Source organism: Haliea sp. E1-2-M8 (assembly GCF_030649675.1).
Lineage (GTDB): Bacteria > Pseudomonadota > Gammaproteobacteria > Pseudomonadales > Halieaceae > Haliea.
Genome location: NZ_JAUTDR010000008.1, coordinates 188,910 through 203,561 on the forward strand (window position 1 = coordinate 188,910; position 14,652 = coordinate 203,561).

Sequence of the window (14,652 nt, forward strand, 5' to 3'; positions counted from 1 at the left end):
GTGGAAACTTGTTTCCACAGGGCAGGTCTGAGCAGGTAGCGGCACCGGCGCCGACCGCTGCCCACCTACTGGAGAAAAACATTGTGAAACACCCATTGCGCACTGCCCGGATAACCCTCATTGCCGCCGCCGCTCTCCTGTTGAGCGCCTGTGCCAGTGGCCCGCCGAAGCCCGACGTGGACTACAAGGCGGATCACGACTTCAGCCAGGTGCGCACTATTGCGTTCTTCGAGGAGTCGGGCACCGTCAAGGGGGACAACCCCCTGCAGCTCAGCGACATGCAGAAAGACCGCATCAACACCGGCATCCGCTACGCGCTCGGGCAGAAGGGCTTTACCCTGGTGGCCGACCCGGCCGCCGCCGACATGCTGGTCAGCTGGCACCTGGTCACCCAGTTCAAGACTGACGTCCAGAGCCACGACACGGGTTTTGGCCTGGGCTGGTATCACGGCTACAACCGCTACAGCATGTACAACTGCTGGAGCTGTGGCCCGCGCACCGAGGTGACGTCACGCAACTACACCGAGGGTACCTTCATCGTCGACATGATCGACCCCAGGCTGGAGCGCTCGGTCTGGCGCGGCGTGGTTCAGTCCCGCTTGAGCGGCAAGCAGATGCAGGACCAGGCGCAGTACAACGAGGCCGCCGAGGCGATTTTCGCAGCTTTCCCGCCCGGCCCCTGACAACCAACAGCCGACTCAGCCGCCGAACTGGTCGGCGACAATAGCGTTTAACTGCTCAAAGGGCACATAGCCCGGCACGATCTGGTCACCGATCAGCATCGCCGGCGTGCCCCCCAGCCCCAGAGTCTGGAACACCGCCATATTCTTTTCCACCACCTGGTTCGCAGCGGCATCCTGCTGCAACAGGGCTTCCGTGCCAGAAGCCTTTGCAACCGCGGTCAGGGAGGCGCGGTCATGCATGCTCCGGTGGCCCATCAGCCCGGCATGCACCTCGGCAAAGGCCTCGCGGTCCTCACGCCACACCCCCAGGGCCAGCTGAGCCGACCCTGTCTGCAGACCGGCAACCCCGGGCTGACGCAGGGGGACATAGACATGCACGATTGCCAGATCGGGGTATGCGCTATGCAGTTGCTGCAACACCGGCTCCAGCTTCTTGCAATAGGGACAGTTGTAATCATTGAATACCACCATGACCTGGTCGGCCTGCGCCGGGCCCAGGCGCGGGTGTACCGCCTCCTCGAACAACCAGGAGTGATGAGTTGCCATGGCTTCCTTGCGGGCTTGCTCCTGGACCAGGAACTGTTGCAGGGAAGCGTACAGGTCGGGAATCAGGTCCGGGTTCTCCTTCAGCATGGCACTGATGCCATCCAGCATCTGCTGCTGATTTTGCCCGGCGGGAAGCCCCTGCGACCAGGCCGGGCCCGCCAGTGCGAGGCATAAAGCGAAGACTACAGTCAGTTGTTTCATTCAGGTTTCTCCTGTTCAGGTAAGGTAGGTGAAGGTTCGATCTCTGGCGAGGCCGCGCCGAGCAGGCCGGACATCCAGAGACGCAGGGAAATACCCGGGGGTGTAGTCACGCCACTGGTCATGGAGCGTATCTCACCGCGATGTACCACGGCGAGCGTCGGGGTCACCCCCACACCCCAGGCGCGGCTGATATGCCCGTCCGGGTCATTGACGATGCGAAAGCCGAGTTCGTGCTCGGCGGCATAGTCTGCCACCTGCTCCGGCGTGCCGGAACTCATCGCAATGGAGACCACGGGATGGGTATCCCGCAGCGCATCCACCGACGGAGAGACCAGCCGGCAGATCGGGCACCAGGTGGCCCAGAAATACACCAGCACCGGCTGGTCCCGGCTCATCTGCTGGAGATCCAGCCGGGTCCCGTCGAGCTCGAGCAGAACCTGAGGCGGCAGCGTGTCGGGCGCGTCGCGATGCCGCCACTGGTCGATCAGCAGCGGCACCGCGACCAGCGCGACCAGCCAGAGCAAAGCCGTCACCCAGCCGGGCAGCGAGCGCCGCGGCGCTGGGGAAGAAGTCATGATTTTGTCTCGTGTAGCCGCGACCCCGGAAGGCCAGCGCGAATAACTTGAGTTCTCTCTGAGTAGCAAAGAGCCCTTAAGTTTCATGCAACGCGAATCTATTGAGCGAAGCGGGCAGCTCTGCTACTATCGCGTCCCCTTCGCGGCTGTGCTGTCGTCCGCGAAACGTCCAAACCGCCCGTAGCTCAGCTGGATAGAGCGCTGCCCTCCGGAGGCAGAGGTCAGAGGTTCGAATCCTCTCGGGCGGGCCATTAAAACCTTCGGATTCAGCCAGTTAGCCTGGCACTCAAGACCTCCGAAGTCCCAAAGTCCATGTTTGTCACAGCCTTGTCACAGAGGCACGACACATGGCTACCATTCGTAAACGCTCAGGCCGCTGGCAAGCAATGATTCGTCGGAGTGGGCACGCTCCGATCAGCAAGACCTTCAGTACCAAATCAGACTGCGTTAAGTGGAGTCGCCAGCTGGAAGCTCAGATCGAACGCGACCTGTACCTGCCCAACCACAGCCATGCGCACCTGCCCCTATCTGATCTGTTGGATCGCTATCGCGTCGAGCACTTACCCAAGCTCCAAGGACGTGTGTCTGAGGGCTACCGGCTCAAACTGCTACGGGAACGTCTGGGCCAGCTGAAACTCTCTGAGGTCCAACCTCACGCGCTTACAGCGTATCGGGATGAAAGACTGGTACAGGTATCCCCAGCATCGGTAAAGCGCGAGGTGGCGCTTGTGCTGCGTGTGCTGCGCATTGCTCAAATGGAATGGAACATTAGTCTCCCCTGCGGCATCCCCAGTGTGAGGCTCCCCAAAGTCGCCAATGGCCGGAATCGGCGAGTGACCGACCATGAAATCCAACAGATTATCGAGAACACTACCAGCACCCTTGCAACCCGAGCTATCGAGTTCGCGCTTGCAACCGGAATGCGTAGGGGCGAGATCGTCAGCGCCAAATGGGAGAATGTGAACCTCACAGAGAGAACAATCTACATACCCCGTACGAAAACAGATACCCCGCGATACATACCAATGACTGAAAGGGCGATGAATGTTATACAAATGGTCCCCCAAAATGGTGACGATCTGCTGTTTCCGATGGAGCCTAACAGTCTCAGCCAAGCATTCAGACGCGCCTGCCAACGCGCTGGCATCGAGGACTTGCACCTACACGACGTGCGGCACGAATCAATCACTCGATTTTTTGAGATGGGCTTGAGTATTCCGGAAGTCGCCAGTATCTCTGGACACCGTGACTACAGAATGCTGGAGCGCTATACCCACATCAGCAAGAAGCATCTGAGCGAGCGTATCGACAGCCTGAATCAGCGTTGAGTTAGACCGCTTTCCCCTTGCGTGGGTCATGCTTAGAAGGATTTGGCATGCATCCACCCCCACCGCTTCATATTGTGCCAAATTTTTTTGGCAATATCCTTATAGATGGGCTTAGCCAATAGTCACACTAAAGTTGCCGATTGACGAACCTCTTGCAACTGAGCTAGCATCCCAACAGCTGGGCGAGGAGTGATCCCGCCAGCGAATGATGACGACACATCTACTTTACTGATCGCTGGTCCCTGTCTTCTGAAGGGTCCACACCTCAAATACTACTACGACTAAAAATTTGTCACCGTACTCTGACTTGGTTACTCCAAGCACACAGAGACCGGAGGCATTCCCGTCGTAGTCTTTCGCCCCGTGACCCTTCTGTCCCAGCTGCCAACCCAACTGAAGACAGGAGCAACACAATGATCGCTGACAAACACTATAGTGATTTCGCGACCCGCCGAGTGACTGGCGGAAGATATTTGACAGATTCGGACTTCGCTGACGAAGTGGAAGCCGGGGGCAGGTACGAGTTCCCCATACGGGAACACCCTTCGGAACCCGTTCTGAGTCTTGAAGACGTCATGCCTTGGTACCGGGCATGCGAGCGACGAACAAACTTCCCTCTGGAAGAAATATACTCTTGCGAAAAGCGCAGAGTGGCCTACTGCCACATGCAGCTAAAATTCAATCTGGCAGGAGCACCACCACCAGCATTCCGCAATTTTCAGCCTGCTCTACCTGCCAAGGGCCTAAACAAGTGGCAACGACTCGCAAGCAATGACTGCAAGGTAATCGACCTTCACTGGCTCTATTGCTCGCACAACCTACTCATTGAACTCGGCGTGCCAAGCGGCACTTGCGGCAATGTCTGGGGCGAACTTCAGATCGGAGATGGCGGCCACGTCTTTTACATTGATGAGGATGCATCCGGTGAGTTTTACTTTGATGGCGCAAGCGAGTTAGCAAGAATGAAATGGACCTCCGAGCATATAGCCGAGAACTTGCTGGAGCTGAGTCACATACCGCAGCTATGCGTGAAGTCACTACGCACCAAAGCAATGCGCGAAAAATTCCGGCAAGCCAACAACACAATGAAGCGTGTTCGAAAACAGATGACGGATAGAGCCAACTCACGCCGCAGCAGGCTTACTTTAGCCGACATAGACCAAAGGGTACGAGCAGCGCGCGTTCTCAAACTCGCCGAAGGAAGCCCATCTACGGCCGTTGCTCTGGAACAGCTCATCGACGCTGTCCGCTACGATGAAGCCAACCGACGCGACAGAGTGAAGCGTCTGTCTGGCTTCAAACGTGACCTAATTGACCTGGGCTTCACGTTCTGAGCCACTACCATTCCGACCCCGCTCGGGGTCGGATTACATTCCGGATGTCAATGCGTCCAACATCATGAATTTAATAGAGAAATTCCGAAACCCGTTCCGCATAGTTATGTAGTAGGTAGTGAGTAAATAATAATAGACGAAAGACCCATGCCTAACGGCGGCCTCCGGCCACCGTCTGCGGCATGGGGTCTTTCGGTGGTTTCCGCAGCATCAATCTATGACACGGGAAATATAATGACTAGTAAGAATACTCTATAGGTTGCGGGAGATTCCGAAGAAAAGAAGTCTATTAGAAAAAAGTGGGATCGCTCATTAGCCAGGCGGATGATTACAATTTCCTCACACGTAATTAAATGAGAATGAATTATCACGGATGAGAAATCACACTGCCCTTCCTAAAACCTTTGGCTTGGTGGAATCCAACATTGAAAAAATGCCGTCTACGATGCTGTCCTTCCCAACAAACATTTCATCGGGGCCACCGGCATGCGAGAAGACCATGGCCCTGAAGCGCTACGATAAACTAAGCACCATCTCGTGTCTTATACTTAGGTCCGTAGCCAAAAAATCCGTCAATAAAATTTCTTAGTTTTTCGGATAAATCTGCCGGATTTTCCCAAACGATATGATAAAACTGCCGTGTATCAAAGTGTACACGGTCGAGTTCATCTGAGCGCACGCTCCATATCACCGGTATGTCTAATCCGTGCGCATACCCAGCTTCGAAGTATACGCCTGCCTTTTGCTCGGTCACATCGGCGACAATAAATCTAGATTTACGAATTTCCGCGATGATTTTCGCGTCTATGCGATCTAAATGGAGATCATGGTCAACCCTGTACGGTCTGTAGCCAATAGACTCAATGGCCGGTTTAATCGCTTCCGCAAAGACCGGGAGCATCAAACCCGAGAATGACATTGCGACGAAAACTTGAGCTGATTTCTCCGGGACAGTGGAGTTCTTCTCGAAGGCTTCCCAGCCAGCTGGTGACAAAAAGACTATCGGAGGCGTACCATCGTATGTCTTCGAGCCAATTGGTGTAAGCAATCCCCGACCAATGAGTGCATCCACGTAGTAGCCAAACTCTTGCGAGCTTTTCGCCCACGCTAGTACCATGTCAACTTCTGGTTCTAGTCTTATATGGTCTCCGGGATACTTTGAAATAGCTGCCAATGACGCTAAAAGATAGCTCTGTTTCTCACTGACTGAATATTTCGGGAGGTTTTGACATATCTTCGCCAAGCTATTGCTATCCAATATAGCTGGTCTGCCCCCTACAATATTCCAGTCGCGCAAGTAGGCAGAAAGGTCCAGATGCTGACCAGTGTGTGCCAACTGTGCCTTTGCCGTCCCTGAAATTTCATAATCACCGCACCTCCTACAATGCACCAATTCCTTGTCACCGCCGACAGGCTCTTCAAGAAGATTAGTGCCCTCCTCGAGTCCGCATATGTAACATTTCATCGGCCTAACCTCTCATGGGGTGATTTTCTACGACCGGGCTCATTGATTCGAGCGCAGCAAATATCCCGTCCACAACGTTCTTCCTACCCGCGAACATGGCGTCGGGCCCGCCACCGTGAAGGTCGCTGAAGGGGGGCTCGTAGAGCGCGGGCGCCTCCATCACTCCGCGTGATGTCAGCTGGTCGATGACCATCTCTATGAATCTGATTTGGGGTGGGGTCAGGCTGCGGTCCGCCAGAAACGTTGAGAACACCGCCTGCACTGCGGCTCGATCCATGCCCACCAGACTTCGAATGAAATAGGCCAGCGAGGGTGCGCCGCTGCGCGTCAGCAGTCCTGACAGCAGGGTATCCCCATCCTCTTCGCCAATATCTGCCAGCGCCCTCTCCAGCCCCTCCAGATCGGTCTGCGTTAGAGGTTGGTTGGTCCTGAGGCGGTGGATGACGAGGTGGTCCAGGTGGCTACTCAGGTACTCCTTCACCTTCTTCTCATACTGGGCGCCGGTCATCTTGGGCATACTCACCATCAATTCTGGCCGCACCCCCAAAATCTCGTCGTTGAAGTCGGTATACACTATGGTGCGTTTTTTCTTGTCGAGGAAGGGCACCAGTCCGCGCACCCGCAGGCGCATCTCCTCCAGTCCAGCCAGGCCGATTCCATCCCAGAATCCAGTATCCTGTATCGCTGCCAAATATTCGAGCTGCGCCTTCACCGCTGGAATCGCGGCCTTGTCTTCCAGCAACATAGCGATCTCCACAACGCGGTTCCGGTATGTTTCGTAGATCGCCGTATCCCCTTCTACGTGAGCCAGCTGCATGCGTAGGGCGGTCAAGTCGAAAAAGCGGGACTCTATATCATCGGTTTCCAGTTCACTGGGCAGTCCCGCTACTTCCCGTTGCAGGGTCTCGCGGTCGGCCTCGGTGAGCCGATTCCAGACAGCTCGGTCCTTGAAGCGTTCCACGGGTTGTAGGTGCATGCGTACGATGAAATTGTCCGAGTTCATCCTCGCCACCTCCCCGTGCAGGCCAGTTGCCAGCGCCGTTTTGAGTCCGGCATCCGGGTCCAGCTCAGGGGTGCTCTGTATGTAGCCCAATAGTTCCACCCGGGCTCGAAAGAGTCGCGCACTCAATGGAGCGGCATCCCCGGCCTGGATGCCCTCGGGGTTCTCACGGAAGAAGTCGAAGTTGAAGCAGAAATCGAATACACGGAAGTCCGGCTTGTCCTCGCCAGGTCCGAGTAAGTCAGGGCATAGGCGCGTCCCCCGCCCGATCATCTGCCAGAACTTGATCTTGGAATAGACAGGCTTGAAGAACACCAGATTGGCCACCTCGGGCACATCGATGCCCGTGTCCAGCATATCCACGGAGATAGCGATATGCGGCTCCTTGTCCTTCTGGGAGAAGTCATCGATCAGGCTCTGCGGGTACTTGGCGTAGTTGTCTATAACCCGGGCGAAGTGGCCCTTATAGTGGGGGTAGTGGTGGTTGAACCGCTGCTCGATGAATTGGGCGTGATCGTGATTGCGGGCAAAGACTATAGTTTTGGCGAGACGGTCACCGCCTTCCACCTTGCGACCATACTCCATCAGATGTTGGAGCACCTTGTCCACGGTATCCCGGTTGAACAGCCAGTTGTTAAGTGCGGTTGATTGCACTCGCTCTGGTATGCCGCGCTCATCCACGTCATCCCCCCAGTCCAGACTCTCCCACTGGGCTTTTTCCTCCTCCGTGAGGTCGTCATAGTTGATCCCCTCTCGGGGGAACTTGAGGTCAACCTGCTCTACCCGTGGGGGAACCAGGAAGCCGTCACGCACTGCCGTTTCCAGCTCGTAGGCATCGGTGGGTACGCCCGGCTCAAGGTCGAAGAGATCGTAGGTGTTCTTGTCCACCTGCTCCCGGGGGGTGGCGGTCAGACCCACCAGCAGGGAATCGAAGTAGCGGAAGATCGCACCGTATTTCTGGTAAACACTGCGATGGGCTTCGTCGATGATCACCAAATCGAAGTGCCCCACTCCGAAACGGGCGGCGTTGCCCTCGGTCTCGTCGATCAGTCCCATCATAGTGGGATAGGTGCACACGTAGACCCGGCCCTCCGTCTGCTTATCGGTGACGAGATTTACCGGACTGGACTCCGGCAGGTGCATTTTGAAAGCATTGGTGGCTTGATTGACCAGAGAGACTCGGTCAGCGAGGAACAGCACCCGTTTCGCCCACCCTGCCCGTTGCAGGGCATCCACCAGCGCTATAGCCATGCGCGTTTTGCCCGTGCCGGTAGCCATTACCAGCAGGGCCTTGCGTCTGGCCTGCGTGAACTGCTCGAAGATACTGCCAATAGCCCGCTTCTGGTAATACCGCTCGACAATCGCGCCTTTCAATTGGGCCACGTCCAGTGCTTGACGTTTAGACCGCCGCGTAATGAGTCGGGCGAGTTCGTCTTTCTTATAGAACCCCGCGACTTCACGGGGTGGGTAACCCCCGTCATCCCACAACCAAGTTTTGTAGCCATTGCTGTAGAAGATGAGGGGCCGCTGCCCGTGCATTGCTTCAAGGCAGTCGGCGTAGAGTTTGGCCTGCTGCTGGCCCACCACCGGGTCCACGGTAGAATTCTTGGCCTCCACAACCCCCAGCGGCTTGCCGTCATCGCCCCACAGTACATAGTCGGCATAACCCACACCCTTGGCATTGGGCATGCCGGTCACTTTATATTCCCGTTCATGTTGCTGGTCCAGTGGCCATCCAGCCCGGTGGAGTTCCACGTCGATCAGGTAGCGGCGGGTGTCGTCTTCAGAATAGTCGTGGGTATCGGGTTCTTGTTCACTGGCAGCACGGACTTCGGCCAGCTGTTCCTTCAGTGCCTGAAGTTCGGCATCGAGGGCATCCCGCTCCTGCTGGTGCTTGAGCGCCGCCTCCATCTGTTCGGCCAGCTGTGCCTCCAACGCCTCCAGCTCTTTGCGGGGTACGATATGCTCGCCACTGGGTGCCGGGGGAACACGCTCATCCTTCCATACGGCTCCCTCCCTTGATGCATTGGGCGCGTAGGTACGGGTCAGCCAGTAGCAGATATGCTGCAGTTCCCTCACCACTTGCAGGGCATCGTACTGACGTATCGGTCTGGGATTGTGAACGGCCTGATTGCCCACCTTCTGGATCACCCGGGCCTTCTGGAACACCGCCTCCGGCAGCAGGTTCTGGAAGGAGGGTTCGTGTAAAAGTGCCCCCAGATTTCGGTCATAGGGCATCCGCAGGGAGCGGTCGTGCCGGTAGAGCCAGTGGACTACCGCCTCCAGAGTGAAACGGGCATGGAAACAGGCTGCGCGAGGATCGCCGTTGATATGGCCTTCTGCCGTAGTGGCAGCCTCAGCGATAGGCTTGAAATCAGTGGACAGAAAGGCGAAGTTGGTCATGGGCGGTCACAGCTCCCCACTGAAGGCGCGGGACTGTAGGGAGGCAAAGAGGGTGTCCAATTCGGCCAGATGAGCGTGGTAGAAAACCTTCTGTTCCTCGACGGATTTAACGATTGCCGCGAAGCGGCCTTGAAGCTCGAGAGGCGGAACGAAGATTGGGATGCTGTTGCAGTTCGTCTTGTTCAGATATGGCAGTGTTGTCTTTGTAGCGCGGCGACGCATCCAAGGCTTACGAAACGGAAGGCAAAAAGCCAAAAACTCTGGATTAAGTCTATCTTCACATTGAAATGCGTGCAGTTGCTGATTTACGACAATGTTACATCCCGCTATCGATGAAACTCCAAGGTCACCAACGCAGCTAATGATCACGCTTCCCTCCGGAATGACGCGGGCTCGGACTTCCTTGATCTCATCAGGACTCAAGCCGATATTTTTCGGTGAGTGGGTTGTATATCCCAAATAAACCAGATCATCTGTCGTTATCCATGGAGTCGAACCTGTGAAAGATTTCGGCTTATCTCGACCCGGCACAATGCAGTCTGTTACTTCGCCCACTGTGCACTCCTCCCACCCCATAGGATTAGTGACAGGGTCGCCGAACATATCGACGAAGGTGGACTGCAGGAGGCTGTCGAGCTGAGCGATGGACTCGCGGCGCTTGGCCCGCAAGGCGTCTGCCACATCCAGTATCCCCGCGATCCGCTTCTGCTCGGCGAGGGGTGGCAGTGGGATTTCAATGTTTGCAAATGCACTCTTCTTGACGATCTTGACGGTCGTTGAAGGCGCATATAGCTCAAGTAGGGGGGTTAGGTTACGCGCAGTATGGTAACCGTAACGCGCATCTACTTTGGCAGTATTAAATACAATTGAATTGATTTGCTGGTTGCTAATGAGTGGAGTACCGGCTACACCTGTCTTGCCGAGTGATCCTATACAACAGACAAGCACGGCCCCTTCAGGCAGTAGTCTCCCGCGAGCTGCACCTTCATTAGTTACAAATTCGACAGCCGTAGTGACAGGCTTTTCAAAGCCAAGTTGAGCGGGTGTTACAAATGGAATCTCACTACCCCAAAACTTAGCGTTGGACTTCGAAGGAGTTGAGCCCGTGATAATCTCCCCACAATCCCCAAGTCGCGCATGGGGGTACAAAGAAGAAGGACAAAGTTTCATTCCAACAACCCTTCCAGCGTCGCACGACCTTTCGCAATCTCTGCCTCCAGCGTGGCCAGTCGTTCCAGTATTACTCGTGGAGGATCGTACTCCACCACCTCATACTCCACCTCCTTGTAACGGTTGATGGACAGGTCGTATTCGTTGCCCGCGATTTCATCCTTGGACACGAAGAAACTGCGGTCAGTGCGCTTCCGTTCAGCCTCAGCCGAACGATTTTGCCAGCGGGTGAGTACGTCTGGAAGGTCGCTCTTATCCGGTTTAGAACTGCGCTTATCGTCCAGAGAAAATCCGTCGGCCTGCATGTCGTAGAACCAGACGTTGTCTGTACCGCCGGAGTTGGTCTTGGTGAATAGCAGGATGGCGGTCGAGACACCCGCATAGGGCCTGAAGACTCCCGATGGCATAGAGATGATGGCATCCAGCTTCTGGTCCTCCACCAGAATTTTTCGGAGGGTCTTGTGTGCGTTAGAGGACCCAAACAGTACCCCATCCGGCACAATAACGGCAGCCCGTCCACCGGGCTGTAGCAGACGCAGGAACAGAGCGAGGAAGAGTAGTTCGGTCTTCTTCGTCTTGACGATCTGCTGCAGGTCCTTGGCGGTAGACTCATAGTCCAGACTACCCGCAAACGGTGGATTGGCCAGAATCAGCGAATACTTCTCCTCATCGCCCTTGGCAGATTCCGCCAGAGAGTCCCGGTATCGGATGTCGGGGTTCTCAACACCGTGCAATAGCATGTTCATGCTGCCTATCCGCAGCATGGTGGAGTCGAAGTCGAAACCGTGGAAGGTGCCCTCGTTGAATTTTCGCCGTGACTCCTCCGTTTTGTAGATCGTGTCTCCGTGGTGATCGCGGAGATATTCCGATGCGGCGATCAGGAACCCAGCCGTCCCGCAGGCCGGATCGCAGATCATGTCCTTGGGGGTGGGGGCGGTCATGTCCACCATCAGCTTGATGATATGGCGAGGGGTCCGAAACTGGCCGTTCTGCCCAGCGGAAGCGATCTTGCCGAGCATGTACTCGTACAGGTCGCCCTTGGTGTCGCTGTCGGACATGTCGATGCTGTCGAGCTGATCCACCACATTGGCCAGCACCCGGGCAGTGGGCATCATGAACAGGGCGTCCTTCATGTGGTGGGAGTAGGTGGAGTCACCCTCACCCTCGTCACCCCCGTTCCTCCCGAGGCTTTTGATAAAGGGGAATACCCCGTCGCGCAATGTGGTGAACATCTGCTCCGGGGCGGTCTCCTTGAAGCGTGACCAGCGCAGGACATCCTGATCCGAACTGAAGATAGGCTCCTCGATGGGCTTTCCCGTCCGTGCAGCCTTATGCTCCCGGAGCGTGTGCAGCTCATCCAGCCGCTTGATGAACAGCAGGTAGGTCAGCTGCTCGATCACTGACAGGGGGTTGGATATGCCGCCAGACCACATGGTGTCCCAGATGCGGTCAATCTTTGATCTAATCTCACCTGTGATCAAGGGGTCTCCTTTCCGATTCATTTGCTACGCATGACATCAGTAGCGCAAGCGATTATATTGACGTCTGAATGTCAGGGCCATGCCTTAGCGCCCGATTCTCATGTGTCCGAAGCTCAAGGATCGAGTACCCCAAGCGATGAAACGTCTTATTGAAGCTTCCCACGAGGAAGCCAAAGCCCACTTCTTGAAGTGCAGCAGCTACTTCAACGGCGACTTCCCTAAGTACATCAGCTTCGAACCCGTCCTTGCCGGCGTCGCCGCTGTACTGAATGGCGAGCAGTTCACTGGATTTCAGAGCAGTAAACCAGCAATACTCCCCGGAGTGAACTACAGTTTTTTAGCCAACAAGGATGGACGTTTCGCTTGGCGGCCCTATGAACTGATGCATCCAGCCATCTATGTATCACTCGTTAACTTAATTTGTACTGAAGAAAACTGGTTTTTCATAAAGGGCCGCGTGTCTCAGTTTGAGCAGGGTGCGGTGACCTGTTGTAGCTCCCCTGTCATTTCGCTCGATCATCAGACTGACCAGGCTACCCAGATCAGAAGCTGGTGGCAAAGCATCGAGCAGCAGTCATTGATCTACTCGTTGGAATACAGCCACGTTCTGCACACTGACGTTACGGATTGCTATGGTTCACTCTATACCCACAGCATCGCCTGGGCACTTCATGGCCTCGAGGAAGCCAAGCAGAAGCCCAACGACAAGTCCCTCCTTGGCAACAATATCGACTTCCACATACGCTCCAGTCGATATGGCCAGACAAACGGAATCTCACAGGGTTCGGTTCTCATGGACTTCATTGCTGAGCTAGTACTTGGCTACGTTGATGAATGCATAACAAGTGCTCTAACCATTTCCGACGATGTACAGATTCTGCGCTATCGCGACGATTATAGGATTTTCGCAAACAGTGATGATCGAGCCGAAGAGGTTCTCAAAATCGCCAGCGATGCCCTACGCGGTGTGGGTATGAAGTTGGGTGTACCTAAAACCTACATGTGCACGAACGTAGTCGAAGGCTCGATAAAGCCGGACAAGCTAGCTGGCATTGAACTACGTGATCTTGGTGACTCGAATGCCAAGACAATTCAGAAGCAGCTTCTTCGCCTCCACGCCTTCGGACGTCGCTTCCCCAACAGCGGTGCTCTACGCCGTCTTACGAGCGAATTCCATAGTAAACTGGCTACCCAGACAGAGCCCCCAGACGATCTGGAAGTCCAGATTGCCATAGCAACTGATATAGCGCTCGTATCGCCGGTAACGATTCCCGTTGTGGCAGGTATGCTCAGCCACCTTATCTCACTTGCGCCACAACAGAACAAGGCGAGGATGTGGGACAAGGTACACAGGAAGATGCAACGTGTTCCCCATAATGGCTACCTGGAGGTCTGGCTTCAGAGGGTGATCGCCCCCAGATCGATAGGGCTTCAGTTTCAGAGTGAGGAGCCGATCTGCCGTATAGCCAATGGCGGTACGCCTCAGCTGTGGGAGAACGACTGGATTTCAAGTGAGGCACTGAAATCTGCTCTCAACGTCGCCAACATCATTGTGGATAACCCCGCCGACATGCAGGAGATCGTCCAACCTGAAGAGGTCGCCGTGTTCAAGCAGAACGCGTGGGAGTACTGAATCTGCCACCAGAACACACCCTACACACTCCACCTGCCAACCACGTCACATTCTTGTCACACTAAGACCCTTTACACCACGCTCGATACTGGTAATCTAAGGCCACCATAGACCACTTAGGCTATTGATTTACATCGACTTTATAGGTCCCGCCCGTAGCTCAGCTGGATAGAGCGCTGCCCTCCGGAGGCAGAGGTCAGAGGTTCGAATCCTCTCGGGCGGGCCATTTTTCAAGGGTCCTTTCCGGAGACATCCTTTACAGGTTATACCGGTACGCCGGCCGCCGGACACATGGTTTACAGTTCCGGTACGAACGGATTGGTGGCGGGCTCAACCCGCCCCACNTTTCAAGGGTCCTTTCCGGAGACATCCTTTACAGGTTATACCGGTACGCCGGCCGCCGGACACATGGTTTACAGTTCCGGTACGAACGGATTGGTGGCGGGCTCAACCCGCCCCACATCCTCATCAAAGAATCCTAGATCATAATCCAAGAAGCTGGGGTCCGGCCTCCCGGCAAGCCAGATCTTGTCTTCAACTTCGTACACTCAATGACCTCCAATCTGCTGCGGGTGCCCAGGTCGGATTCGCTCCAATCGTATACCCAGGCGGAGCCACTAGATCGATAGTCGACTCAGTCCGAAGAGCGCATTGGGAGACGCGAAGGGCAGGCGATGCCGTGCACCTTCAAGACCAGGGCGATTCAAAGGAGAAGTCCGTAGCGCAGCCTGCCTCCGCAATTATGGCCCCGTTAGCTTTCTATGGAGCTATAACCAAAAGTGGTGTTTGAGGGTTTGAAAAAAGGCGGCGTATCTGGTTGATTTGTTATCGCC

The 14,652-nt window shown here is 55.5% G+C and carries 11 protein-coding genes and 2 tRNA genes; 6 read left to right on the plus strand and 7 right to left on the minus strand.

From position 1 onward, the window contains the following. Positions 1-83: 83 nt before the first annotated feature. Entirely contained in the window at positions 84-683 is a 600-nt protein-coding gene (locus Q6D67_RS08975; protein ID WP_304705263.1) for a DUF4136 domain-containing protein, read from the plus strand. A 15-nt stretch (positions 684-698) separates the two neighbouring features. Here Q6D67_RS08975 and Q6D67_RS08980 read toward each other — a convergent pair whose 3' ends face one another. After that, a complete protein-coding gene (locus tag Q6D67_RS08980; protein WP_304705264.1) occupies positions 699-1,430 on the minus strand; it encodes a DsbA family protein in 732 nt (243 codons plus the stop codon). Beyond that, positions 1,427-2,005 (minus strand): protein disulfide oxidoreductase, encoded by a 579-nt coding sequence (locus Q6D67_RS08985; protein WP_304705265.1) that lies wholly within the window; start codon positions 2,003-2,005, stop codon positions 1,427-1,429. Before Q6D67_RS08985 ends, Q6D67_RS08980 begins: the two co-directional genes overlap by 4 nt. Before the next feature lie 174 nt (positions 2,006-2,179). Here Q6D67_RS08985 and Q6D67_RS08990 point away from each other — a divergent pair. The 3 genes from Q6D67_RS08990 (at position 2,180) to Q6D67_RS09000 (ending at position 4,667) form a co-directional block, all read left to right on the plus strand. After that, positions 2,180-2,256: transfer RNA gene (locus tag Q6D67_RS08990), tRNA-Arg, on the plus strand. A gap of 96 nt (positions 2,257-2,352) precedes the next feature. Continuing rightward, on the plus strand, positions 2,353-3,333 hold the full coding sequence (locus Q6D67_RS08995) for a site-specific integrase (protein ID WP_304705266.1): 981 nt from the start codon (positions 2,353-2,355) through the stop codon (positions 3,331-3,333). A gap of 413 nt (positions 3,334-3,746) precedes the next feature. After that, positions 3,747-4,667 (plus strand): hypothetical protein, encoded by a 921-nt coding sequence (locus Q6D67_RS09000; RefSeq protein WP_304705267.1) that lies wholly within the window; start codon positions 3,747-3,749, stop codon positions 4,665-4,667. A 523-nt stretch (positions 4,668-5,190) separates the two neighbouring features. Here Q6D67_RS09000 and Q6D67_RS09005 read toward each other — a convergent pair. Genes Q6D67_RS09005 through Q6D67_RS09020 form a run of 4 tightly spaced genes read right to left on the minus strand, consistent with a single transcriptional unit; the run spans position 5,191 to position 12,186 of the window. Then, a complete protein-coding gene (locus tag Q6D67_RS09005; RefSeq protein WP_304705268.1) occupies positions 5,191-6,132 on the minus strand; it encodes a hypothetical protein in 942 nt (313 codons plus the stop codon). A 4-nt stretch (positions 6,133-6,136) separates the two neighbouring features. After that, positions 6,137-9,535, minus strand: a complete 3,399-nt coding sequence (locus Q6D67_RS09010) for a DEAD/DEAH box helicase family protein (protein WP_304705269.1) — start codon at positions 9,533-9,535, stop codon at positions 6,137-6,139. A gap of 6 nt (positions 9,536-9,541) precedes the next feature. Further along, positions 9,542-10,705 carry a restriction endonuclease subunit S gene (locus tag Q6D67_RS09015; protein WP_304705270.1) on the minus strand — a complete coding sequence of 388 codons (1,164 nt, stop codon included), beginning with the start codon at positions 10,703-10,705 and terminating at the stop codon, positions 9,542-9,544. Next, positions 10,702-12,186, minus strand: a complete 1,485-nt coding sequence (locus Q6D67_RS09020) for a class I SAM-dependent DNA methyltransferase (RefSeq protein WP_304705271.1) — start codon at positions 12,184-12,186, stop codon at positions 10,702-10,704. The genes Q6D67_RS09015 and Q6D67_RS09020 overlap by 4 nt, the downstream gene beginning before the upstream one ends. A 136-nt stretch (positions 12,187-12,322) precedes the next feature. On the opposite strand from Q6D67_RS09020, the gene Q6D67_RS09025 reads away from it, so the two are divergent. Both Q6D67_RS09025 and Q6D67_RS09030 read left to right on the plus strand, forming a co-directional pair. Continuing rightward, positions 12,323-13,819 carry an RNA-directed DNA polymerase gene (locus Q6D67_RS09025; protein WP_304705272.1) on the plus strand — a complete coding sequence of 499 codons (1,497 nt, stop codon included), beginning with the start codon at positions 12,323-12,325 and terminating at the stop codon, positions 13,817-13,819. A gap of 149 nt (positions 13,820-13,968) precedes the next feature. Next, positions 13,969-14,045, plus strand: a tRNA-Arg gene (locus Q6D67_RS09030). Between the two features lie 187 nt (positions 14,046-14,232). Here the strand turns inward: Q6D67_RS09030 and Q6D67_RS09035 are convergent. Further along, complete coding sequence (locus Q6D67_RS09035) at positions 14,233-14,367, minus strand: hypothetical protein (RefSeq protein ID WP_304705273.1); 135 nt, start codon at positions 14,365-14,367, stop codon at positions 14,233-14,235. Positions 14,368-14,652: the final 285 nt, after the last annotated feature.